The organism is Bartonella sp. HY406 (assembly GCF_025449315.1).
In the GTDB taxonomy this organism is placed as follows: domain Bacteria; phylum Pseudomonadota; class Alphaproteobacteria; order Rhizobiales; family Rhizobiaceae; genus HY038.
In genome coordinates, this window is record NZ_CP104893.1 from 640088 (window position 1) to 665304 (window position 25217).

Sequence of the window (25217 nt, forward strand, 5' to 3'; positions counted from 1 at the left end):
GATAAGATTATATCCTCTGTGCTCTTTTTTTGAAGTTTTTATGCTTATGAGTTTTAATCAAAATTAGCTTTTTAGGGCTTGCGTCTTTTCGTTGCGCCGCTCATTGAAAATAAGCCAAAGATTACGAATATAAATAAATAGTCCGGCACCTTGACCCAGAATAAACACTGGTTCTTTACGGCTAATGGCATAAACAAATAGGATTAAACCGCCGCCAAGGGAAAAAAACCAGAAGGCAACGGGCACGATTGAACGTTTTGCACGCTCTGACGCCAGCCATTGAACGACAAAACGCATAGTAAACATGAGCTGCCCACAATAGCCAATAACCGCCCACCAATCCATTTGCGCCACAAACACTTCATGGAACCATGCGCCTAGTGCATCAAACATTTTCGGTATTTCCTGTTGCTTCGTCTAAATTTGTGGTTGGGTTTAACTTTAATTCGCTAACCTTTGGTACGATTTTAAATCGGCGGCGAAGCCACCATACTCCAAATAGATCAAGAACGCCGACTAAGGCGCGATCTAAGATACCATAATTGGATTTGCCGTGTACACGTTCGCGGTCAATAACATCAAGATGGCCAACTTGATATCCTTCACGCAAAACAAGGGCAGGTAAATAACGGTGCCAACCATTAAAGTAAGGTAGTTTTTTAAAAATATCGGCGCGTACAGCTTTTAATCCGCAGCCAGAATCGCGCGTATTATCTTTCAATATCGCTTGGCGCAAACCATTGGCCATGCGCGATGAAAATTGCTTCAATTTCGTGTCGGTACGTTTCAGTCTTTGACCTGCGACTAAGCCCATATCTTCACCACCTGCAATTAATTTATCGGCAAGTTGTGGTAAATAGGCTGGGTCATTTTGACCATCACCATCAAGACTAACGATTATGCTCCCCGATGCTGCATAAACACCCGAACGTAGTGCGCAGCTTTGGCCCGAAGAGCGATCATGACGAATATGGCGCAAAGGTTTGCCTGCTTCCATACGGGTAGCTAAAAGTTTGGCAGTTGTGTCGGTTGAGCCATCGTCAACTACTAGCACTTCATAATTGCGCCCAGTCATTGCATTGTCAATTTCGTCTAATAAAAAACCTAAGTTTTCAGCTTCATTACGGCAAGGTATGACAACAGAAATTTTTTTATCTGGCAAAGATATAATCCTTGACGTTACAGCATGCAGCCTTGAAATCGATCTGGCTTTATGCATTGGGTTAAATAAAGTCTATAAGCGTTTATTAGCGCAGTTAGCTAAAGAATATCTTTTAATCCAATCTCATGGCGATGGCAATTATCTTTATACTAAGATAGCTTTGCACTTTAATATTTTAACAATAATCATATTTTTAAATTGTCGCTAACCAGTGCGCATTGGCAAAAAACGTTCATCTTCGCTATAGCCGTCTTTTTTCAGCATTTTTTCAATTTGTAAAGTATTTTTAACTCTAATCGAATTTTTCAGCATTTTTTCAAGGATGAGCCAATATAATAGTTAAATATCATATAATAATTATGTGATCATCACGGGTTGTTTGTCTTGTGAAGCATGGCAGCCAATCGCCAATAGTAAAATCTTTAATCACATTATAGTATCCTTGTCGGTGCGCCAAGTGGGTTATAAAGGGGCTTGGCACATCTGAACCTAAGCGAAATTTTTCATATAAAAGCCGGTATTTTATTAAGCTTTTGTCCAACTTGCTGATAGTCGCTACTTTATCCATGATAAGTTTAGCATCTCGTTGAGTTTTGCAATTGGGCTTTGAATTTAACCATATACCGATAAGGCCTGGTGCATAAATGCAAATATCATGATCGGCAGGCAGATCTTCACAAGAAAGTTCACCATTTGTTAACGTGTAAAAAAAAGTTAAAAAATTGCTTAGCAAATATGGAATTTTTACACCATAGGGTATGAGAAGCGTTGTATGTTTAACGTCTAATTGTTTAAGCTCATCCATATTATTTGCGGTTTAAATCCTTGTGGCAAAATATTATAACTTTTATAAACAAAGAGTTGAGTATCTGATATAGATTTTTTTGAAATTGTGAATTTTAGCGAAAAAAACATAAAAGCCAAAAAAAATATTAAAAAATACTTGTCGAAAGAAAAAAACTGCGACACTATATATTGGTGATGAGAGTTGTTTTCAAGCCTATCTCGAAAGGCGAACTTCTTATTTAGCGTATTATTATCAACGCCGTTTTAAGTTTTATTCTAATTTGAAAATCTGAAGGTGAGAGGATTTTTTCTTTCACCGCATCAGAGGGGAAAACCGGGTGACGGAAATATCCGCACCCGGTTTAAAGTAGTTATTGCCAATATTTAAGCTTTTTCTTTTATTTCAATTGGTGAATAGATTAATTGCCGGCGTAAAATGAGCGCGTCACTTCGCCCATCAGGGGAGCGATAATAGCCTGCGCGTCTGCCGACTTCTTCAAAGCTAAATTTTTTGTAAAGCGTGATTGCAGCGATGTTGTTTTCATCAACTTCTAAAAAAGCACTTTCTACACGATGATGATAAAAATGGCGTAGTAATGCATGCATAAGTTTTTGCCCTATGCCGTCACCACGGTGCTCTTTATCCACTGCGATAGATAAGATTTCAGCTTCATCGGCAACAAGGCGCGCCAATACAAAAGCAACCATATTGTTAGGTTCCTTTATGGGGCGAGCAGATAGACCAAAAATCGTGCTATCTTGCAAAAAATTATGAAATGCATTTTCATCCCAAGTTTCAAAAAATGCACCGGCATGTAAGCGATGCAATGCCTCTACGTCGTCAAGGGTTAAAGGTGCTATGTCCATATTGCGTCGCATAAAGGGTAATCTGGTCATGCTAATTCCATAAATTGGCTGTTCTTAAAAAATAATTATTCTTAAAAATGAATGTTAAAATTCGCAGCTCAATGAGATAATTAAAATTATTCTATTAACAATTCAACCAATTAAATGCTTACCCATGATATAAGGGTAATAATATTAATCTATGCCAATTTTTACCCATTTAGGAGCATTGCCATTTGCATCAAATGCAAGAACCAATATGTTTTATATACGGGGAAGGGCGAAGCCAATTTGCGGTTTTGCATCAGGCGGACGCATATAGACAGGGGTAGGTAAAGCGTTTTCAGGTGACTTATTTGCCCCTAATACTGCCAAGGATTGTAAAATTTCAAAATATGGTGGTGATTTGCGAGCCGCAATTAACGGACTTTTGATATTGGCGGCGCCTGAGCCACTCAACAATATTTCACCCATAAGATTTTTGCGAATATCATCGGCATTTGCGGTATAAGCAGGCGTCAATATATTGCCTGCGGCATTAAAATGTTGCGCCATTAAAGTGCCGCCATGACCTTCTTCAATGATAGAGATCGCATATTGTTCATTGCGCAATGCAAATGCCTTGGCTTCCAATAATGATATGCCAATAACTGGTTTATCTAGGGCAAGGCCAAAGCCTCGTGCTGCGGAAACTCCAATGCGAATTCCGGTAAAGGAACCTGGACCAGTATTTACAATGATGCGATCTATATCCGAAAAACTTTTATTTGCCTTTTGCATGATCGTTGAAATCTGCTGCATCAAATGCTCTGCAGGACTTTTTTCAAGCGGATTTGTATCAAATGTAAGACACGTGTCACCATCAAAAAGGGCGGTAGCACTAAGGCGTGTAGCTGTGTCGATGATTAATAGCGTCATGGCAAATTTTACAACTCAATTTTTCAAACTGGCGATAACCAGATCAATATTTAATTGTTTGCTTATACTGCCAATTGCAAAAAAAGCAAACCATCAGACAATAATCGGGGTAGTCAATTAAAGGTGATTCCTGTTGTTTAAGCAAGCGTGCATGGATGGCGGTGTAAAAAGCGCGCATATGTAATAGGCATTTTATCTATAGTTTGGAATAAATGTTTCAAGATAAAGTCGTCTCATCGCAATTGAATTCATCATCTTTCTTTAAAAGATGAGGCATATGAATGATAAAATAATCTAAAATTATGAAGAATGATTAACGCGTAATTATTAGCCCTTTTAAAAGTTGCCAATACACAACTTCAGAAGGCACGAAAATAAAACGAATGATGAGGTGTTTGGCTTTTTCTTGTACTTGTTCAAATTGTGATGGATGAAAATATTGAAACAACAGCTGGCGATGATGAGCAGCTTTGCAAGGAGGCTCATGATAAATTGTTTTAAAGCTTTTTTAAAAAAATATATTGGAAAAGAGATAATATTATTTGGACAAAATGCAAAATGTGAACATTGTTGATTTATCTGATATTTTTAATAAATATTATGACGTTTTAAGGGGTATTTGCCTGCGCCTAATTTAACTTTATAATAGAGGCAAATATGAGCAGATTGATCAGATAGTTTATCAGCTGATTGTCATTCTTTATTGTTGCTTTACAATAACCTAATTAGCATTCTTCACCAAAACGCTCATTAACCAGTTCCTCAATCGCATCAAGCACGGCATTGGCATCATCACCTGATGCAATGACTCTAATTTTGCACCCTGGCGAAGCGGCAAGCATCATTAGTCCCATGATAGATGTGCCACCAACGCTCATGCCATCTTTTTCAACGTGTACATCAGCATTAAAAGAACCAACCAGTTTAACGAATTTAGCAGAGGCGCGCGCATGTAAGCCGCGCTTGTTACAAATGCCAATATCACGTGTTAGCACTTGCTCTGCAAGGGATGGTTGTGATGATAGTTGCGTTTGTGACATTTTGCCTCCTATTCGTCTGCAAGAACCATGCTTGGTACGGTAATATAACGCCGTCCAGCATCTTGTGCGGCGCGTAGCGCCCCTTGCAAACTCTCAACATGCCTAACGCTTGCCAATTTTATCAGCATTGGTAGGTTGACGCCAGCAATAACTTCAATTTGGCCTTCTACCATAACCGATATAGCCATATTGGAGGGAGTGCCACCAAACATGTCGGTTAAGATAATGACGCCATCGTCTTCATCAACTGATTGAACTGCGGCCAAAATATCATCACGCCGCTGATCCAGATCATCATCTGGACCGATACAAACAGTTGCAAATTTTTCCTGTGGGCCAACCACATGCACCACTGCATGTAAGAATTCTTCAGCTAGCCTACCGTGCGTCACAAGCACGAGTCCGATCATATATATGCTCCCGTTAAAAACACATCTCGTCCAAGCTTGCTTGAGTTCTTCTTCAAGGACGAATTATCTATTGTCTCAGTCTTAACGCGGAGTGCAAGGGGAAACTTCAAATAATTACAATATTTCTGTTTCTTTAACCAATAAATGTGACTTTTTTGCCAAATTTCGCCACTTTTTCACCCAATTTGAAAAAGCGATGCAAATATTCTCTAAAAACGGCAGTTTGTTTGCATATCTACTTATAACAAAGAATCGGATTGCTAGCATTACAATCCGCTTCAATGAAATAATGTAAATTATTTAAAGCTTATAGGCCCGCTTGAACAAGGTGGCTTCAATAGCTTGACAAATAGTAATTGGATTAGCATTTTCAAGACTAGGCAAGCGTAAAAAAGGCAATTTAATTCCTAAAATCTCATAGCCTTCACTTGATGGGTAGCGTTCACCCTTACCTTCTAATTCGACAACAAGGTCAATGCGGGCTTTGTCTTGATGCTCAATTCTAAAAACTCCAGCACCGCGCACCTCAATTAGTCCTTTGATGGTATCAGGTGCAGTCGCAATCACCGTTTGTTCGTCGCGACTTAATAGTACATAATCATCGCTAACAAGCGCCGCACTGCGGTTGATAGATTCCGCCCATTCGATTAAGGCAAGTGCGATGGTCGATTTTCCTGAGCCTGATTGTCCTTTGATAATGACGCCATAACTGCCAAGGCGCAAAGCGCAGGCATGCATTAAATTAGGGTTATTCGTCGTCTCGTTCATGATGTGGCTTTCCATGATAGCCGGCAACTGGCAGCTTAATGATAAAACGCGCGCCGAGCAGGTGGTCTTTATTGTTAGGGTCGATAATATTTTCGGCCGTGAGAGTGCCCTCATGGGCTTCGATAATCTGTCGGCTGATAGATAAGCCAAGTCCAGAATTTTGTCCAAAGGATTCTGCGCCAGGTCGATCAGTATAAAAACGCTCAAAAATGCGCTCAATATTTTCAGCGCCAATGCCAGGACCATTATCTTCAACTGTCAGAATAATATTATGACCAGACATTTTCATTTTGATACGGATAATACCATTTTCAACTGGAATAAATGAACGCGCATTTTCGATTAAATTTGATACCACCTGACCAAGGCGCAAATCATGCCCAGCAACAATATAGCGTTTATTGCCGCTTAATGGTTCAACATCAAACTCGATTTTTGCTTGCGTTTTATTTTTGCGCACTTCTCGTGCTGCTAACACAATACTATCAAGCAAAGTTTGAATATTTACCTCTTGTGATGCTTCACGTGCCAGTTCTGCATCAAGTCGGGAAGCATCAGAAATGTCAGTAATTAAGCGGTCAAGACGGCGCACATCATGTTGGATAACCTCTAAAAGCCGACCGCGTGTTTCATCGGTTTTTGCCAAAGGTAAGGTTTCAACGGCACTACGCAGCGAGGTTAGCGGATTTTTTAATTCATGACTAACATCGGCGGCAAAACGCTCAATTGCTTCAATGCGCATATAAAGTGCCTCCGTCATATCGCGAATAGAGGTCGATAAATGTCCAACTTCGTCTTGGCGTGAGGAAAAATCAGGTATTTCGACCCGCTTATTGGTACCATTACGTACCCTATCAGCAGCGGCTGCCAATTTGCGCAAAGGTGTAGCGATGGTGGATGCTAAGAAGAGTGAAAGAACTAGCATGACAGCCGCAATCACCGCAAAAATCTTTAATATTCCCATGCGCTCGGCACGGACAATATTATCAATATCCGAGCCAACCGTTGATAGTAATAACACCCCAACAACCGTATGAGAACGCTGAATAGGCACAGCTACTGAAACAATTAATTCACCTTGGCGGCTGCGTCGCTGTGCGGTTGCGGGTGTTCCATCAATTGCTTTTAAAACCTCAGGATATGCCATGCCATTGCCGCCTGACATTTCACTATCTTGTGGAATATCATTACCGAAAAATATTCCTGATAGCCAATTTGAAAAACGCTCATACCAAGTTTGGTCATTGTTAGAAATATTGGGTAGGCTGTAGCTTAAAACCTGTCCACTTGAATATAGTTGTCGTGAATCAAGCAAGAGATTTGCATCACGGTCATAAATGCGTGCTCTTGTGGTTGCTGGCGAAATAACTCGTCTTAATAGGGGGGATACACGTTCTGGATTAATTGGAAAATCCCAATTATCGCTACTGTCGCCATGGGCAAATAAACTTTCGCCTGCTTGCAACTCCATAAGTTTTTCTGGATCAATAAGGATTGAATTAGTATCCACCGTTGCAGATGCCGCAATAGCACCCGCAATAATTTTTCCTTGTGTTGTTAAACTATCAAGACGCGCATCTACCACCACATCGCGGGTTTGATTGAGTAGCATGATGCCAAACATTAACCCAACCAGAGCCGCAATGTTTAAAATCACAATTAGCATTGTAAGATTTGAAAATAGGACAAGCTCAAAAAAACGCTTTATGCGGCGTAAAAATCGCATGATTGGCGATTTTTTTGTACGCTTTGTCGTTTGGGCAGCGTTATTGCCATCGCCTATCTTTGCGTCCTCACTCATATAGCAAGAATGATCCTATTGGGTTTAAACTAGTTTATGCAGGTTGCTAACCAGTTTTTAAAATTAAATTCGGCTTAAATAGCTTTTAACACGATTTACCAAAGCGTAGGGCTCTAGCCATCTCATTGGTGACATGGAAGCCATAGCCTATGGGCCTTAAAACATGATAGGCCATAGTGTCAAAATAAAAGTTTATTTTATGTTATTTGACACTATTGCCGGTTTTAATTAACCTTCACGGAAACGATAGCCAACGCCATAAAGTGTTTCAATCATTTCAAAATTATCATCAACGCTTTTAAATTTTTTGCGCAAGCGTTTAATATGACTGTCAATGGTGCGGTCATCCACATAGACTTGATCATCATAGGCAGCATCCATCAATGCATCACGGCTTTTAACAACGCCTGGGCGTTGCGCTAGCGATTGCAAGATAAGAAATTCGGTAACCGTTAAAATAACCGGTTCGCCTTTCCATGTGCAGGTGTGGCGTTCCTGATCCATGACCAGCGATCCACGCTCAATGGATGAGCTTGGTTGGCCGCTTACTTTAGCAGCTTCCCTTGCGGCTGTACGACGCAAAATAGCTTTTACGCGTTCAACCAATAAGCGCTGTGAAAAAGGCTTGGTTATAAAGTCATCAGCACCCATTTTAAGCCCAAAAAGCTCGTCGATCTCATCATCTTTTGAAGTCAGGAACATCACGGGTAAATCAGATTTTTGACGCAAACGCCGTAAAAGTTCCATGCCGTCCATGCGCGGCATTTTAATGTCGAAAATAGCAAGATTAGGCGGGCGAGCCATCAAACCTTCAAGAGCTGAAGCGCCGTCAGTATAGGTTTCGACCTTATAACCCTCAGCTTCAAGCGCAATCGATACAGAAGTCAGAATATTGCGGTCATCATCAACAAGTGCAATAGTCTGGGTTGTGGTTGTTGCATCCTTCATAAGGCCTCGCTTTAAATTAGATACCATCTTTATTTAAATACCAAACTATCTAACCACAGTTGAATAGATTGGGATGTTTTGTATTTATTGTCATACTACCTAAATATAACTGCAAAAAACCAGTCAAATTTAAATTAGCATTATAGCGACATTTAGGACATCTACTATAGGCTTAAAGTAGCTATCCAAATTTTACGCGATTATTATCTTGCTAATTTATTGATCCATTATGCCAAATTTAACATACATCATTTCATAAATTAGCAGCGTTAAAACCGTTCTCTGCTTTGCTCATGATTTAGGTTTATTTGAGCAAATTCTGTTTTTCCTCCGACTCACCTTAGAACAATTTGTAATTAGTTGAAGGGTAACGCATAAATTTTCGCCTTTTTTTCTATTACCCTTTTTGGGGGACAAATTAGGTACAAATTGTGGCAATGGGTAAAAATAGTTGATTTTTCAGATATATTTCACAAATTTTAGCCAAAAAATTGTTTATTAGAAAATAATAATTAATGGGATAAATAGCAATTTAAAAAATTTAAATTTCTTTTAAATCGATTAAAAGTTTGATCTATTTGATTTTTTCTGTCTTAAAGCGTTACGCCTTTTTAAAAAATGCGTTTTTAATGATGAATCATGCGGAGTTATTATGAAAGAGACTGGCATTTTCAACCCGTCCGCGTCTATCACTACAGCGGGACTTAAAGATCTTGGTAATGTTTATTACAATCTTACCCCAGCTTTGCTTTATGAAGAAGCAATTAGACGTCAAGAAGCAAAGATAACCGCTCAAGGTGCACTTGTTGCCTATACCGGTCAACACACCGGGCGTTCAGCTAAGGATAAGTTTGTTGTCCGCACCAGTGAGACAGAGTCTCATATCTGGTGGGAAAACAACAAACCAATGTCGCAAGAGCATTTTGATACGCTTCATGCTGACTTTATCGAGCACGCTAAGGGCCGTGATCTTTTTGTTGAGGATTTAATTGGTGGCGCTGATGAGCAGAATTCAATTCGTGCTCGTGTTACCAGTGAATATGCTTGGCATGCTCTTTTTATCCGCAATTTGCTTATTCGCCCCTATGAAAGCGAATTGAAAAATTTTGTGCCACAAATGACCATTATCAATCTGCCTTCTTTCCGTGCAGATCCTGTGCGCCATGGTTGCCGCAGTGAAACGGTTATTGCGTGTGATCTTACCCGTATGATTGTGCTTATTGGTGGTACATCTTATGCCGGTGAAATGAAAAAGTCAGTATTTACTGCCTTGAATTATCTCTTGCCAGCTAAGGGCGTTATGCCAATGCATTGCTCGGCTAATGAAGGTCCACATGGCGATACTGCTGTGTTTTTTGGCTTATCTGGCACAGGTAAAACTACGCTGTCAGCTGATCCATCACGTACCCTTATTGGTGATGATGAACATGGTTGGGGCAAGGACGGCGTCTTCAATTTTGAAGGTGGCTGCTATGCTAAAACCATTCGTCTTTCTGCCGAAGCAGAGCCTGAAATTTATGCAACAACGCAACGTTTTGGCACCGTGCTTGAAAATGTTGTGTTAAATGAGCGTCGCGAACCAGATTTTGATGACGGTTCACTGACTGAAAACACCCGTTGCGCTTATCCATTGCATTTTATTCCTAATGCAAGCCCAACTGGTCGTGGTGGTCAACCTAAAAATATCATCATGCTGACTGCGGATGCTTTTGGTGTTATGCCGCCAATTGCTAAACTTACCCCAGCACAGGCCATGTATCACTTCTTATCTGGTTATACAGCCAAGGTTGCCGGTACTGAAAAAGGTGTAACAGAGCCAGAAGCAACATTCTCAACCTGTTTTGGTGCGCCGTTTATGCCGCGCCACCCATCGGAATATGGTAATTTGCTCCGTGCTCTTATTGCTGAGCATAAGGTAGATTGCTGGTTGGTTAATACCGGTTGGACTGGTGGTGCTTATGGTACTGGTAGCCGCATGCCCATTAAGGCAACTCGTGCGCTTTTAACTGCGGCTCTTGACGGTTCGTTGAAAAATGTAACTTTCCGCCACGATGAAAATTTCGGCTTTGAAGTGCCAACAGCAGTTAATGGTGTGGATACTACTATCCTTGATCCGCGTTCGACATGGGAAGATAAATCTGCCTATGATGCGCAGGCTAAAAAGCTTGCCGGCATGTTTGTTGATAACTTTGGCAAATTTGCAAGCCACGTTGATGAAGAAGTGCGCAGTGCAGCACCCAAAGCATAAAATTTAAACACTTTTAAAAGTAAATTTTATCAAAATAGCAATAGATCCAGTATGTCTTTTATAAAAAGGCTTACTGGATTTTTTTTTGTTTTAATATAACATGTTTTAATATAATAGAACTGCGTAATTTTATGATTAGATAAAGGTGTTGGTTTATGAAAAAAGTGATAAACTTCGTAATATTATTAATTATTGTTGGTGTTGGGGCTGTTTACTTTACTTAGGGGCCAAATATTTTTTGTGGTGGTCCTAAAAATAGCGATATTATAGAGGTGACAAAAACAGTTATGATTGCCACATCAGGTAGTGAAGAAAAAAAGGCTCTTGTGGCAACAGCTAAAATTACGCCAAAGGGTATCTGCAATAAAATGGATAGCAAATTTGCTTGTGCCGTTAATATTAGTCTATCAGACGGGAGCAGTAAGGATTTTGTAGCTGTATTGCAAAAAAATGCTGCTGGAACTTGGATTGCTGTAGATTAGCATAATTTAAAACGATTGGTCCATATATTTGTGGTAATCAATCGCTTATTCTATTAATTCATTAATTCTTTTGGCAAACAGTTAAAGTAAAATTTAAAAGTGTTTGCCGATTGATGTTTTTTTAAACTCGGTAATATTGGTTTTATTTTTTAATTTATGCTTTTGTTATTCCATGCGGAAAACATGTTGGTAGGAGTTGGCGGCAAGGCGCACCAGTTGCTCTTCTTCTGATGCGGTAATGCTAAGGCTTGGGCGGATGACAATGCCTGCTTGCGCAAATAATTCCAAAATTTGTTTTGCTTGTTGCTCAACTTCCACAAAGGCAGCTTTGCTAGTTAGGTCGCCATGGTGTGGCGCGGTGCCTGTTGTGCCTGCAATAAGATCAATTATCAGTAGTTCCGTTGGTGTTAGATAGTCCCCTTCTTGTCCAGCCTTGATTTCATTAATTTTATCAGCATGGGTAAAGAGGTTGAATAGGGCATTGATAAAGGGATAAATTCGCTCCTGCCGCAGATTGGCTGCCAAGCGATGCTCGATAATGGCTTGTGTTGGTTTGCCTTGTCGCCAAATGCGATAGGCTTCAATAATAATCTGTTCCCAGTAATAAAGATCGTGCACAAAGACACTCGGCATTTTTTTCTCCTATATTAAATGCGCCAACATAACGGCTTGCTTTATTTATTTGGTTTATCAATGAAGGCTTTTATTTGTTTTAAAAGAAGTAGTTTAATTATAATAATTAAAAATTTTAATTATTATAATAAAAATCTATATCATTTTATAATAAAAACCATTTGACGAAATAAAAACTATTTATATATTAAAAAATGTAAATTTTAAATAGAAAATCTTTTTAAAAGATTCTTAAAGTATCAAATAGATTATTGGAATAGTTATAATTATTACATTTTGTGGTAATTATAATTATAATTATATTTATTACAATTAAAATGTATATCCATTTCACTTAATTCAAAAGATCTTACGCTTTTGAAAATGAATAATTGTGTAAAATTTGGAGGATACACTATGGCAAATCATAATACACGGCAGGAAACAGCGCATAAAGATACAGAAGTGCGCCAATTGGCGCGTTTTGTAACCCATGCCAATATTGATATGATGTCAGATACAGCCAAGGACGAATTAAAAAAGCGTATCCTTGACTCGGTTGGCGTTGCGATTGGTGCATTGGATGGTGAACCTATCCATATGATCCGTGAGCAATTGGAGGATTTTGGTGGTCGCCCCCTATCAACCTTGATTGGTGGTGGTAAAACCGCGCCGGATCGTGCAGCTTTTTATAATGGCGCACTGGTTCGCTATCTTGATTTTATGGACAGCTATCTTGCTAAAGGGGAAACCTGCCACCAGTCGGATAATCTTGGTGCGGTGCTTGCTGCGGCTGAATATAGTGATGCGAGCGGAGCAGCTTTTTTAACCGCTATGGCGGTTGCCTATCAGGTGCAGGGTCGCCTTTGTGATGTGGCGCCGGTGCGTGCCAAGGGTTTTGACCACACGGTTCAAGGCGCCTATGCTGTTGCTGCAGGTGTTGCTAAAGCCTTAAAGCTTGATAATGAAAAAACTGCCAATGCCATTGCAATATCAGGCACTTGCAATAATGCCCTGCGCGTTACCCGTACTGGGGCTTTATCCCATTGGAAAGGGCTAGCCTATCCCAATACCGCCTTTATCGGCACGCATAGCGCATTTTTAGCTATGCGCGGTATAACCGGCCCTGAAGAAGTATTTGAGGGCAACAAAGGCTTTAAGGACGCAATAGCTGGACCTTTTACCATTGATTGGCAAAAGGAAAATCTTGAAAATGTCGTTCAGTCAATTATCAAGAAATATAATGCCGAAATACATTCGCAATCTTCCATCGAAGGTGCCCTTGAGTTGCAAGCTCGTGAAGGCTTTACCTGGGATCAAATTGACAAAATCGAAATCGATATTTTTGATGTTGCCTTTCACATTATTGGTGGCGGCGAAGAAGGTGACAAGACGATTATTAGAACCAAGGAAGAGGCAGACCATTCCTTACAATATATGGTTGGTGTCGCTTTGATTGATGGTAATGTTTTGCCTGCCCAATATGATGATGCCCGTATTATTAGAGATGATATTCAATCCTTGTTAAAGCGCTTTGTTGTGCGACCAAGCAAAGAATATACCGATCGCTTCCCGCAAGAGGTAGCAACAACGCTTAACGTTAGCTTAAAAGATGGCAAGAAATTTTCAATTGATAAAACTGATTATGAGGGCTTTCGTACCCGTCCAATGAGTTGGGAGACAGTTATTGCCAAATTTAACGGTCTTGCAACGCCATTTACATCTGAAAGGGCGCGCAAAGCAATCATTGATGCTGTGCAAAATATTGAAAAAATAAAGGTTCGTGAATTTACTGAGATTTTGGCGCATCTCAAAGTTTAAAGCATTTTTAAAAACTGCGCAGTGGTTTTCATTAAAATGCACGAACCAAAGAATCTAGAGCACGCCATTGCCCAAACGATAAGTGGGCGTGCTCTAGACAAAATTCCTAACATAACTGCGTTGGTGGCCCATATTTAAGATTGAGTTTTATCTATCTATGGCCTGTGCGCGACTAATTTATAATTATTTTCTTTAAACAATGGAGTTTAATATGAGTGACAAGCCGCAATCTGATGTTTGGAAAAATCGTTCATTTCCGTTTGTACCAATGAATGATCGCGACCCTAAGCCGCGCAACAAGTCAATTACTGAAATTCGTGGGCCTTATTATGCCATGGTTACCCCAACCTATACTAAGGAATTATTAGAAGGTATGGGGGAGCATGTCGATGGCTATAAATATGCCGGTGGTTCTTTCTCGCTCATGCCGGCAGATTATGTTCGCAAGATCAATCGCATTTGTCATGATCATGGTGTCTATGTTTCAACTGGTGGCTGGATTGAAAATGTTCTTGCCCGCGCACCAACGCAAATTGATGCCTATATTGAAGAATGCGTGCGGTTAGAATTTGATATGATTGAGCTGTCAACAGGTTTTATCCAGTTACCAACGCCCGATCTTATCCGGTTGATTGATAAGGTGAAGAAAGCGGGGTTGAAACCAAAGCCTGAAATTGGCATTCAGTTTGGGGCAGGGGGTGATACGTCTAAAGCCGAGCTAGAGGCTGAAGGCACGCGCGATCCGCAAATCTTGATTGATACTGCTAATGATTGTCTTAATGCTGGCGCTTCGATTATCATGATTGAATCGGAAGGCATTACCGAAAATGCTGATCCATGGCGCACCGATGTTGCAGCAAAAATCATGAAAAATGTTGGTATGGAAAATGTCATGTTTGAAGCTGCTGACCCTGAAGTCTTCTCATGGTACATTAAAAATTATGGTATTGATGTCAATTTGTTTATCGATCACAGCCAAATTGTGCAGCTTGAATGTTTGCGCCGTGGTATTTGGGGCACTAAGAGCACCTTTGGTCGCATTACCACATTCCGCTAATGGGCAAATGTAAATAGCTTAAATTAGCATTTGAAAATAAAAATCCTAGGCTTGCCTTGCTTGCTTAGGATTTTTTGTTTTTTGCATGTTTTGGTTTTTATTTTCAAAAAAATGATAAAATTTTTTATAGATTATACATGTATCAAATTATGCAGTTAAACGTTGGTAATTTACTGGCGCGCTGGTAGGGCTTTTACCCACTAGCCCAAAGCGGCGTTCGCGATTGTGGAAGAAAGTCACGGCTGCAACAAGATCTTCAGGTTCAAACTCGGGCCACATTTTTTGAGTAAACCATAATTCAGCATAGGCGCTTTCCCATAGTAAAAAATCGGATAATCTTTGTTCGCCGCTGGTGCGTATGACAAGATCAACATCGCCAATTTCTGGGCTTCCGGTTAATGCTTGGTGAAAAAGGTCGCGGTCAATATCTTGGTTCTTATCAAGGGATTTTATGGCTTTTAAAATTTGGTCTCGTGATGAATAATCAATTGCTATGCGCATGTGCACACCGGTGCAATGGGCGGTTTGGCTTTCGGCATAATCAATTGCCAAAAGCAATTTTTCTGGCAGGCGCTCCCTCATGCCAATGACCGTAAGTTTGACATTATGGTTGATAAGGTTTTCTGTCTCAGCCAATAGAAACAATGTGAAAATCTCCATCATGGTTTCAACTTCTTGGGCCGGGCGCTTAAAATTATCCGTTGACATACCAAAAAGCGTTAATGTTTTGATATTAAGATTTTTTGCATGAATAAATGCTTTGCGAACTGCTTCTGCTCCCTGATAATGCCCATAGGAACGCGGTAGACCTTGTCGTGATGCAAAGCGACCATTGCCATCCATGATAATTGCAACGTGGAGTGGTTTTTTGTTTTTAAAATCAATCAAGTCATGATGCATGATATTTACCTAACAATGAGTGTTTAATGATATTTTCAAAAAAAGAATATGCAAGATCTGCTCGGTGTATGAACCAAGAGATGATAATTTTAGTTATTTTATGCGGCTTATAGGAGATTAAGTGGGGGCGGGTTTTAAGCTTTTTGGAATGGTTTCACGGGCAAGGGCGGCATCGCGAATAATTTGTTCGAGTATATTGATATAATCTAAAAAACGTTGTTGCCCTTCGCTCGTCATCTTGCAGGTGGTAACAGGGCGTAATTTATCAAAATATTTATCAATCTCAACCAGGCCTGCTTCTTGCAATACTTGTAAATGGCGGCTTAGATTGCCATCACTAAGACCACAAGAGTTTTTAAGATCGGCAAATTTCATGGCGCTATCATGAGCACTTAGCGAGGTTAGAATGGCAAGGCGCGCGCGCTCGTGAATGATTTTATCAAGATTTTCATAAGAAAACGGAGCAGATGATGAGTTAGGCATTTTTTTTACCCTTTGCTGTATAAAGTAAAAAGGCCATAAGACTTTGGGCGCAGCCAAAGGGTAAAGCCATAGCAAGTGGTGATAAATCACGCGATTGCACGGTGAAAATAAAAGTTGCAAAGCCCAAAACAACATAGGCAGCAGCACCAATGGCAAGCGATGGCGGTAAAATTCGCAATGCTGCAAAAAGGCAGCAACCAACCAACATCAACCATAATGGTGGTAACAACCAATATAGGTCTGGCGCATAAAAGGCAAAGGCTGTTAAAAGCAAGGCACCGATGATACCAGCTGGCAATAAATGGCTCATGGCGGCTAGCACCATTTCATCTGCCATGCCTTGATGGTGGCGTCTTGAGCGCGCAATCATTTCGCCGCCAACTAAAAGCGTTGCTATGATTGCTGTAACAATCCACGAGCTAAAAAAGGCAAAGGGTGTGGCCGCAAGTTGCGGAAATATATATTGCAAGCCGCCAGTGATAAATGCCAAAATAGCAGTCAACGCCATTGTCATTGGTCCAAGCCCGCGAAATTCCTTTGTCGTTGCCATTTGTTGGCGGATAAAGGAAATATCGGCAAGTGCCTTATCAAGATCGCCCATGTTTACCCCGTCAAAAACTATTATACTAAGTTTGTCTATGCCTTATTGCAAAGCCTACTTTTTAAAAAGTTGATGTTAGCAACTCATAAGCTATGATAACTTTTTATTAAAGTGGACTTTGCATTACAAAGTACTTTGACTGGTATTATTGGATTATGATTTAATTATGGCGGCTCTATAAAACCTGTCGATTATTTGGTGAGGTCCATTGATGATTAGATTGGAGTACTGTTTGTAAGTCGATTCATCACAGCATAAATCTAAGGATAATTTATAAACTCACAAAGCAGTTTAGAATTATAAAAAAATACTAGACAATGTAATGTTATTACATTACATAAGCAGTTAAATTGAATAAAAGGAAATATCCAAAGGCGAAAATGGTTATGAAGCTGCCATCTTTGATGGTTGGCAATGGATGCTTTTGCACTTTTTCTTCTAATTCCGGTTTTTAAATTGTTTTGCATTGGAGTAAATAATGAACCAAGATTGCCGCTTACCAGTTACAGTTTTGTCGGGTTTTTTGGGGGCTGGTAAGACCACCTTGCTCAATCATATTTTAAATAATCAAAAAAATATGAAAGTAGCCATTATTGTTAATGATATGAGTGAGATTAATATTGACGCTGAGCTTATTCGCGCCGATTTAAGCGGTGATGAAGCAAGCAGTCTTTCACGTCTTGATGCGCAGTTAGTAGAGCTTACTAATGGTTGTATTTGCTGCACCTTGCGTGAAGATTTACTAGTTGAAGTCGAGCGTTTAGCTAAGCAAAACCGTTTCGATTATTTGTTGATCGAATCGACTGGGATATCGGAGCCTATGCCGGTTGCGGCAACTTTTGATTGGCGTGATGAAGATGGTAAAAGTCTTTCCGACCTTGTACGCTTGGATACTATGGTGACAGTTGTCGATACTGCAAATTTATTGCATTATTATTCTAATAGTCAGCGTCTTGCGGATTTAGGTGAAACTGCTGGTGATAATGATGAACGTACTTTGATTGATTTATTGGTTGATCAAATCGAATTTGCAAATATTATTATTTTGAACAAAATTGATAGCGCCAGCCCAGAAAATCTTCAATTTGCTAAAACCATTATCCGCTCGTTAAATGCTGATGCTAAAATTATTGAGGCAAACTTTGGTGAAGTTGCACCAGATCAATTATTAAATACCGGTTTATTTGATTTTGAAAAGGTAGCAGATCATCCACTTTGGGCCAAAGAGCTTTATGGCTTTAAAGATCATATTCCAGAAACCGAAGAATATGGTATTCGCTCATTTGTTTATCGTGCGCGTCGTCCATTTCATCCCCAAAAGCTGCAAAATTTTCTTAATAGTTCTTGGCCTGGAGTTGTGCGTGCTAAGGGCTTTTTTTGGTTGGCAACACGGCCTGATTTTGTCGGAGAAATCAGCCAAGCTGGTGCGCAAATGCGCACCCAAAGATATGGGCGTTGGTGGTCGTCGGTGCCGAAAAATAAATGGCCCGAAAATGACCAATGGCGTGAGATGATGGCACAAAAAATGGATCCAATATGGGGAGATAGGCGGCAAGAAATTGTTTTTATCGGTTGTGATCCAATGGATGAAAAAATGCTGCGGATCTGTCTTGACGATTGTCTTATTGAAGAAGAAAGTCTTAATTTTGCACAATGGCAAAAATTAAATGATCCTTTTGCTCATTGGAGTTAATTTATTGAGTTTTTCTTCCAAAACCGCATCACTTTTTGTTGATTTTTTTAGCCTTTGGTAACGCCACCTATAGTCTTTGCAAACTTGAATTAGGCCCTTGCAATACTTATATATTTTTAAATTATTAATAATATAAAAGGAGTGTTAAATGGCTGGTGGATGGACCGCAGATGGTGCAGTTCAAGAGCAAGTTGATGCAAGCCTTGATGATGCTTTACAGCTTGCACGACAGCGTTTGCCAAGTGGTGAAAGTGAGTATTTTTGCGTTGAGTGTGATGAAGCCATTCCCGAAAGGCGCAGGCTTGCGTTAAAGGGGGTAAAGCTTTGTGTTGCCTGTCAGAGCGAACATGAAAAAACAAGCAAAATACAAAGTACTTATAACCGCCGTGGTAGCAAAGATAGTCAATTGAAATAGATCATATAAAGGCATTTTTGATAAAGGATAGTGTTCTTTTATTAAAAATGCCTTTCGTCTATTAGCATTTAGTATTCAATAAAATGGTAGCCAGTTGTTTATTATCTGTAACATTATTACAGTATTTATAAATGATAATTTCTAATATTGACATTGCCATTTTATCCATGACAAGCTGGGCATAGAAATTTGACTTTCATAGTGGAGGAAATCATGCAAGGTCCATATCCCGATACACTTCTGTTAATTGACAATACGTGGCGCGAAAGCGAAGGTAATAAGAAAATGCCGGTTATTGATCCGGCAACAGAAGAAATTATTGGCCAAGTAAGTGTCGCATCGAATAATGACCTTGAAGCTGCTGCACAATCTATCGCTAAGGGATTCGAAATTTGGAAGAATGTTTCACCTTTTGAGCGCGCTAAAATTATGCGTAAGGCGGCGCAATTATTGCGCGAGCGCAGCCAACTTATTGCTTGGTTTATGACTCGCGAACAAGGCAAGCCTAGCGCGCAAGCCAAGATGGAAGTAATGGGCGCTGCTGATACTATCGATTGGTTTGCTGAAGAAGCGCGCCGTACCTATGGACAGATTATACCTGCACGCAGCACCAATGTAACCCAAATGGTGATTAAACGCCCTGTTGGACCTGTGGCAGCTTTTACGCCTTGGAATTTTCCAATTAACCAAGTTGTACGCAAATTATCCGCCGCCTTAGCTGCAGGTTGTAGCATTGTTATTAAAGCACCAGAAGAAACGCCGGCTTCTCCTGCTGCCATGATCAATTGTTTTATTGATGCTGGTGTGCCAGCAGGTGTTATCGCACTTGTTTTTGGTGTGCCTGCGCAAATATCAGAGTTCTTTATCGCTCATCCAGCTATTGAAAAAATATCATTTACTGGTTCAACTGCGGTTGGCAAACATCTTGCAAGCCTTGCTGGGCAACATATGAAAAAAGCGACGATGGAGCTAGGTGGACATGCGCCGGTTCTTGTTTTTGATGATGCTGATATTGATATTGCTGTAAGTACAATGGCGGCGTCCAAATTCCGCAATGCAGGTCAAGTATGTGCATCGCCAACTCGTTTTATCGTGCAAGATGACGTCTATGATGAATATGTTGAAAAATTCACCTTGGCTGCAAAAATGATGAATGTCGGCAACGGTTTAGAACAAGGTGTCGATATGGGACCGCTTGCCAATGACCGGCGTATTCCAGCTATGGAAAATATGTTGCAGGATGCAACTTCAAAGGGTGGTAAGGTTATTTTAGGTGGTAAGCGTATTGGTAATAAGGGCTATTTTTTCGAGCCAACGATCATTACCGATGTGCCAACTTCTGCCGAAATCATGAATGAAGAACCTTTTGGCCCGATAGCAATCATTAATCGCTATAAAATGGATGATGATATGTTTAACGAGGCCAATCGCCTGCGTTATGGGCTTGCATCTTATGCCTTTACCAAATCGGCATCACGTGTCCATGCGCTGAGTAGTTTGGTTAATGCAGGTATGACCAGTATCAACCATAATGGCCTTGCCCTGCAAGAAGTTCCATTTGGCGGTATACGCGATTCCGGCTATGGCACAGAAGGTGGCTCGGAGGCTATAAACGCCTATCTTGATTTGAAATTTGTAACCGTTGCGGTTTAAATATTCATGAGACATTTCAGCGAGAGGTGCGAATCCCTTTCGCTGAAACTTTCATTCTAGCTTCTTTTGAGTGAATTTTGAGGCGTTGAAGCATGTTTTTCTTTGCTACACTTAGATTTACACGCTTTCAAAACAAGTAAATATTTAATGGAATTATCCAAAATAGATATATTATAAATTATCTTATTAATTTTCCATTGTGCCTTTGTAAAAAGCTAACTGCCTAATATATTGAAATTAAATAGTAAATTCTATTTTATTTGTTGCTGTATCAGCGCGTTAACTAAAAATCCATTTTTCCTTTTAAAATACATGCATAAGTTTGATTAAGGCTGTAAACTGGTAAAATAATTTTTGAACCAGGAATGATCACTATGGCAGCTCCGCATGCTTTTTTGGATATTTTAGCAAATCCGCAAGTGCGTGATGCATATCTTGCCGGCCGCATTTCTATTATTTTATCAAGCGATTTTGAAACTATTCTTTGGGCAAATGGAGCTGGTGCTCATTTTTTAGGTTTTCGTACCGTTGCAGATTCAATTGGCGTTGATAGTGGTTTTGATAATTTAACCCGTTTGCAGATTGAAAACGGTTTAGCCACAAAACGTGGTGTAAAAATTGGTGGTATCCCTGCCGCACAGTCTTTTTTAATTAATGCAATAGACATGGAGCATTTAGGGCAAGTGGTTTTCTTGCGTTCAATCGCAGCCGTTGCCTCTGATGCAGGTTTTGTAGATTTAACCAATGGTTTAGGAGATGAATTTACTGAGGCTGCAGTTTTAGATGTTTCGGGCAATATTTTGAGTGCAACCAAAGGTTTTCGACCCGATTTTGTTGTTGATGAAGATTTGATGGCACTGCTGCATGAAGCGCAATCGGGCGGTGGTGTAAAGAAACGTTTGCTGAAAAATTATTCAGATATGCCTGTCGGTGTATTGGAACTCAATAAACAGCCGGCAATTTTTTTACTCATTGCGGCAAAGCCCAATGGTGATAATGACAATGCTGACAAAGATGAAGTAAAACAGGAATTTGTTTTTGATGTAACGCGCTTTCCATTACAATTTGCGTGGCAGCTTGATGAAAATAATTTTTTTATTGATGTTTCTCCGGAGTTGGAAACTGCTGTTGGTCCCCGCTTTGGAGATGTTATTGATAAATGTTTTACAAGCCTTGCCAAAGAATGGAATATGGATAGCAATGGAGCGATGCGGGCTTTATTAAAAAGCCATAAAGCCTGGTCGGAACGTAAGATATATTGGCCTGTTGAAGGCGGTGAAAGTCGGGTTGAAATTGAATTTTCAGCCTTGCCAATTTATTCGCGGGATCGTGAATTTAGTGGCTATCGTGGTTTTGGTATAATAAATGAAGCAAAAATGACAGTAAAAGAAGAAGGATTGAACCTTGCACGCAATCGTGGTCCAAAAGGTTTAACCGCGCAAGAGCATGAAGCATTTACAATAATAGCCCGTAAATTGAAGGCTGATATTCTTGCCGTTGAATTACCAAGAAATCTGCGCCAAGCCAAAAATGATGAATATTTAAAAGTATCTTCGGCTAAACCACGCTCTAGCGAAAAAGAACTGGGTGCTGATGAGGGGATTATCGCTGACGAAAATAATCAGCCCATAGTCTTCCAACCATCGCAGGCTAAACAGACGAATGCTATTATTGACAATATTCAAATTAGCAATAAGCAAGACAATAATAACGACCAGCAAGAGGTTGCTTTAATTGGTAATGACAAAGTTATAGATAATTTGCCGGTAAATATTGAAGAAAAAATTGTTGCGCCATCAAAGTTAGATGTTGATGGTCTAGAAGATGGCGAAGAAAGTGATAGCAATACACATCATGATGTTGAGGACAGTGAAATTGCCCTTGATGATCAGCCATTGAACTTGCCTGAAGCTATTGAGCAAGAAGATAAAGTTTTGCCTGCTCTTTCAACTTTGCCAACGCTTGATGAAGAATATGGTTTTTCAAATGATGACGAGCCAGACACGCAAAACAGTGATTTGGCCATTGACGCCTTACTTAATCATTATGATAGTAATATATTATCAGGGGCTAGCTCTATACAGTTAAAAAGTACTGATGTGTTGCCAAAATTGCCTGAAAGGGTAATGAATACGCAAAAAAACAACTCGCCCAAAACGTCTCAAATGTCTAGCGAAGATGATTTGGTGATGGCGACATTGCCCGATGATGATCTTGAAACAGCATTGGAGCAAGAATGGGCTGATGATGATTTGATTACTGAAACATCAGAAGACAGGCTTGATGTAAAAAAATTGGAAGATATAGAAGGCGATGAAGATAGGGAAATTCTGGCCGAAAAATCACCAGATGCCAAACAAAGATCTGATGTTACAGAAGCCGAAAACCTTGTAGAGCAAAAAGCTGAAATCAACAATCAAGATACAGAAAACCAAGATACAGAAAACCAAGTCACAGGAAAGAAGAGCACTGACTTGGTTGATAGTAACGATGATGGTGATCTTAATGACGTGGTTGAAGCAAAGGATCACAATGAGGAGGAATTGGGCACTATAGACGAAAGCGATGAAGAGGAAGCGCTGCAAACTATTGAGGAGGCCTTGGCAGCTTTACGTCGCTCGCTGGAAGCAAATGGTGTTGAAGCAATAGAACCGCGTGAAGAGCAAGACCTTAATTTTTGGGATGACAGTGCTATTGAAGAAACCGAGCTTGATGATCGGTCGAAAAGCAATGCCTTTGTTGAAGATCTTTCCCCCAATATTGATGAGCTGATGCGGCAAGCAACTTTCTTAGATGAAGACAATCAATCAAATTCCTCTTCTTTACCGATATTGGGCGAAGATATTGGATTGGATGAAAGGGCAGGGGAAAGCCCATATCAATATCCAGAGAATGACAGCAGCCCATTAGCGCTTGAAACTGAAGAGAGCGATATACCAGATGGGCATCGCAGCCGCTTAAATCTACGTCCTGCCGAAAAGCTCGAAATATTTGGTGCTGGTGCATTGGATGCTGGTAAGACTTCACAGTCTCCCCACGATACAGCTTTGCCTATAATGCCTTCTCCGCGTATCGAATTTACATTGCTACAGCATTTGCCTTTACCCATTCTTATTTATCGTGACAATCGGGTTCTATTTGCAAGTGATGAATTATTGCGCTTAACCGGTTTTCCAACCCTTGATTCATTTAGGGCACATGGGATTTTATCAGTTATCTTACGGGAATGGTTGCCGCGTAATATTCTTATTGGTAGTAATGACGAGATTTGGTCGGTACGTCCGCAAATGCGTGGTGTTACTTGGGCAGATGGCCGTGAAGCTTCAATGATTTCTTTTGGTAATCTTGAAAAACAAGATTCTATTGATCGAGAAGATTTTGAGGCTTTGCAGCGTAAAGCAGTGGAATTATCCATATTATTGAATTTAATTTCAGATGGCGTTCTTATTGTTGACGATACTGGACTTATTCATTCGGTCAATGAAGCGGCGCAACGCATGCTTGGTTTTGATGCTGATGAAATTAAAGGGCGCAATTTTATCCAGTTCTTTAGTCCTAAAAGTGTTGATATGGTCAACCAATATTTCGATACGGTTAGGCAAAGTAATGACAAGCCCCCTTTTGGTGAGGGCTACGAGTTTGAGGCAAAGCGCAGTGATGGCGACGCTATAAGCCTATTTGTAAGTTTTGGAAAAATGGAGCTCGATGAGGGCTATTTCCTTATGCTGCGTGATTTAAGTGTTATCCATTCCGCTGCATCTGAGTTGGTGGTCGCGCGCCATCAAGCAGAGGAAGAGTCTTTGCGTAAATCGCGTTATCTTGCCTTGGTAAGTCATGAAATTCGCACGCCGCTCAACGCGATAATAGGTCTTTCTGAACTTATTTTGGAAGAAAAATTCGGCTCTCTTAATAATGATCGCTATCGCGGTTATTTACGTGATATTGTCAATTCTGGTGGCCATATCATGACGCTTATCAATGATTTGCTTGATGCAGCTAAAATTGCTGAAGGGCGTACCACAATTGATATTCGTAATGTCTCAATAGTGCCTATTTTAAAAGAGGTTTTGGGGCTAATGGCGCCGCAAGCCAATACGGGTCGCATCATTATGCGCTCAAATATAGCTCATGACTTGCCCGATATTGCTGCTGATAAACGTTCTGTAAAGCAGATAATTCTTAATCTCTTGTCCAATGCTATTCGGTTTACACCGCCAGGTGGTCAAATTATTATTTCAGCCTTGCGTCATGAAAATGCAGGTGTATTATTGCGCGTTCGTGATAGTGGTATTGGTATGAGTGAAAACGAAATGGAAGAAGCAATGCTGCCCTTCCATCAAATTTCACGCCCCTTACAAAATGATAGTATTGATGATAATATTGATCGTGGCACAGGCCTTGGTTTACCGCTAACTAAGGCATTAGCAGATGCTAATAATGCGCGTTTTAATCTTTATTCTGAAACTGGTAAAGGCACTGTTGCCGAAATTGTTTTTCCATTGGCGGTTAATCGCCTTGATGATGAACCAATGGATAGTTAAACTATAGGGAGCTAAAAATTAGTAGCTCCCTA

At 40.2% G+C, this 25217-nt stretch carries 21 protein-coding genes; 8 read left to right on the plus strand and 13 right to left on the minus strand.

The window, feature by feature from the left end:
• Positions 1–63 precede the first annotated feature (63 nt).
• The 9 genes from N6B01_RS02605 to N6B01_RS02645 all read right to left on the minus strand — a co-directional run bounded on the left by N6B01_RS02605 (position 64) and on the right by N6B01_RS02645 (position 8679).
• Positions 64–393, minus strand: a complete 330-nt coding sequence (locus N6B01_RS02605; RefSeq protein WP_262079793.1) for a lipid-A-disaccharide synthase N-terminal domain-containing protein — start codon at positions 391–393, stop codon at positions 64–66.
• A complete protein-coding gene (locus N6B01_RS02610) occupies positions 386–1162 on the minus strand; it encodes a glycosyltransferase family 2 protein (protein WP_262079794.1) in 777 nt (258 codons plus the stop codon). The genes N6B01_RS02605 and N6B01_RS02610 overlap by 8 nt, the downstream gene beginning before the upstream one ends.
• Before the next feature lie 1170 nt (positions 1163–2332).
• A complete protein-coding gene (gene rimI / locus N6B01_RS02615) occupies positions 2333–2845 on the minus strand; it encodes a ribosomal protein S18-alanine N-acetyltransferase (protein ID WP_262079795.1) in 513 nt (170 codons plus the stop codon).
• Positions 2846–3058: 213 nt separating this feature from the next.
• Positions 3059–3712 (minus strand): tRNA (adenosine(37)-N6)-threonylcarbamoyltransferase complex dimerization subunit type 1 TsaB, encoded by a 654-nt coding sequence (gene tsaB / locus N6B01_RS02620; protein WP_182418782.1) that lies wholly within the window; start codon positions 3710–3712, stop codon positions 3059–3061.
• Between the two features lie 725 nt (positions 3713–4437).
• Positions 4438–4752 carry an HPr family phosphocarrier protein gene (locus tag N6B01_RS02625; protein ID WP_262079796.1) on the minus strand — a complete coding sequence of 105 codons (315 nt, stop codon included), beginning with the start codon at positions 4750–4752 and terminating at the stop codon, positions 4438–4440.
• Positions 4753–4760: 8 nt separating this feature from the next.
• A complete protein-coding gene (locus N6B01_RS02630) occupies positions 4761–5162 on the minus strand; it encodes a PTS sugar transporter subunit IIA (RefSeq protein WP_182418785.1) in 402 nt (133 codons plus the stop codon).
• 300 nt (positions 5163–5462) lie between these two features.
• Positions 5463–5930: an HPr kinase/phosphorylase gene (locus tag N6B01_RS02635; RefSeq protein ID WP_262079797.1), complete on the minus strand. Its 468-nt coding sequence runs from the start codon at positions 5928–5930 to the stop codon at positions 5463–5465.
• Positions 5911–7731: a sensor histidine kinase gene (locus N6B01_RS02640; protein ID WP_182418787.1), complete on the minus strand. Its 1821-nt coding sequence runs from the start codon at positions 7729–7731 to the stop codon at positions 5911–5913. Before N6B01_RS02640 ends, N6B01_RS02635 begins: the two co-directional genes overlap by 20 nt.
• A gap of 228 nt (positions 7732–7959) precedes the next feature.
• A complete protein-coding gene (locus N6B01_RS02645) occupies positions 7960–8679 on the minus strand; it encodes a response regulator transcription factor (protein WP_182418788.1) in 720 nt (239 codons plus the stop codon).
• A gap of 652 nt (positions 8680–9331) precedes the next feature.
• On the opposite strand from N6B01_RS02645, the gene N6B01_RS02650 reads away from it, so the two are divergent.
• Positions 9332–10927, plus strand: coding sequence for a phosphoenolpyruvate carboxykinase (locus tag N6B01_RS02650; RefSeq protein WP_182418789.1), 1596 nt, complete (start codon positions 9332–9334; stop codon positions 10925–10927).
• 272 nt (positions 10928–11199) lie between these two features.
• The gene (locus tag N6B01_RS02655; protein WP_262079798.1) at positions 11200–11409 is read left to right on the plus strand and encodes a hypothetical protein; all 210 of its coding nucleotides are present in this window, start codon (positions 11200–11202) and stop codon (positions 11407–11409) included.
• Positions 11410–11574: 165 nt separating this feature from the next.
• Here N6B01_RS02655 and N6B01_RS02660 read toward each other — a convergent pair whose 3' ends face one another.
• Positions 11575–12042, minus strand: a complete 468-nt coding sequence (locus N6B01_RS02660) for a hypothetical protein (protein ID WP_262079799.1) — start codon at positions 12040–12042, stop codon at positions 11575–11577.
• Positions 12043–12438: 396 nt separating this feature from the next.
• Here N6B01_RS02660 and N6B01_RS02665 point away from each other — a divergent pair, with 396 nt between their 5' ends.
• Together N6B01_RS02665 and N6B01_RS02670 are read left to right on the plus strand one after the other, a co-directional pair.
• On the plus strand, positions 12439–13842 hold the full coding sequence (locus N6B01_RS02665; protein ID WP_262079800.1) for an MmgE/PrpD family protein: 1404 nt from the start codon (positions 12439–12441) through the stop codon (positions 13840–13842).
• 211 nt (positions 13843–14053) lie between these two features.
• A complete protein-coding gene (locus N6B01_RS02670; RefSeq protein ID WP_182418793.1) occupies positions 14054–14899 on the plus strand; it encodes a phosphosulfolactate synthase in 846 nt (281 codons plus the stop codon).
• A 147-nt stretch (positions 14900–15046) separates the two neighbouring features.
• Here N6B01_RS02670 and uppS read toward each other — a convergent pair whose 3' ends face one another.
• The 3 genes from uppS to N6B01_RS02685 all read right to left on the minus strand — a co-directional run bounded on the left by uppS (position 15047) and on the right by N6B01_RS02685 (position 16883).
• Positions 15047–15799: a polyprenyl diphosphate synthase gene (uppS, locus tag N6B01_RS02675; RefSeq protein ID WP_262079801.1), complete on the minus strand. Its 753-nt coding sequence runs from the start codon at positions 15797–15799 to the stop codon at positions 15047–15049.
• Between the two features lie 117 nt (positions 15800–15916).
• On the minus strand, positions 15917–16282 hold the full coding sequence (locus N6B01_RS02680; RefSeq protein ID WP_182418795.1) for a winged helix-turn-helix domain-containing protein: 366 nt from the start codon (positions 16280–16282) through the stop codon (positions 15917–15919).
• Positions 16275–16883, minus strand: a complete 609-nt coding sequence (locus N6B01_RS02685; RefSeq protein ID WP_182418796.1) for a hypothetical protein — start codon at positions 16881–16883, stop codon at positions 16275–16277. Before N6B01_RS02685 ends, N6B01_RS02680 begins: the two co-directional genes overlap by 8 nt.
• Positions 16884–17361: 478 nt before the next feature.
• Here N6B01_RS02685 and N6B01_RS02690 point away from each other — a divergent pair, with 478 nt between their 5' ends.
• The 4 genes from N6B01_RS02690 to N6B01_RS02705 all read left to right on the plus strand — a co-directional run bounded on the left by N6B01_RS02690 (position 17362) and on the right by N6B01_RS02705 (position 25185).
• Positions 17362–18576: a GTP-binding protein gene (locus tag N6B01_RS02690; RefSeq protein ID WP_182418797.1), complete on the plus strand. Its 1215-nt coding sequence runs from the start codon at positions 17362–17364 to the stop codon at positions 18574–18576.
• A gap of 148 nt (positions 18577–18724) precedes the next feature.
• Positions 18725–18991: a DksA/TraR family C4-type zinc finger protein gene (locus N6B01_RS02695; protein ID WP_262079802.1), complete on the plus strand. Its 267-nt coding sequence runs from the start codon at positions 18725–18727 to the stop codon at positions 18989–18991.
• A 213-nt stretch (positions 18992–19204) separates the two neighbouring features.
• The gene (locus tag N6B01_RS02700) at positions 19205–20644 is read left to right on the plus strand and encodes an NAD-dependent succinate-semialdehyde dehydrogenase (RefSeq protein ID WP_262079803.1); all 1440 of its coding nucleotides are present in this window, start codon (positions 19205–19207) and stop codon (positions 20642–20644) included.
• 374 nt (positions 20645–21018) lie between these two features.
• Complete coding sequence (locus N6B01_RS02705) at positions 21019–25185, plus strand: ATP-binding protein (protein WP_262079804.1); 4167 nt, start codon at positions 21019–21021, stop codon at positions 25183–25185.
• Positions 25186–25217: the final 32 nt, after the last annotated feature.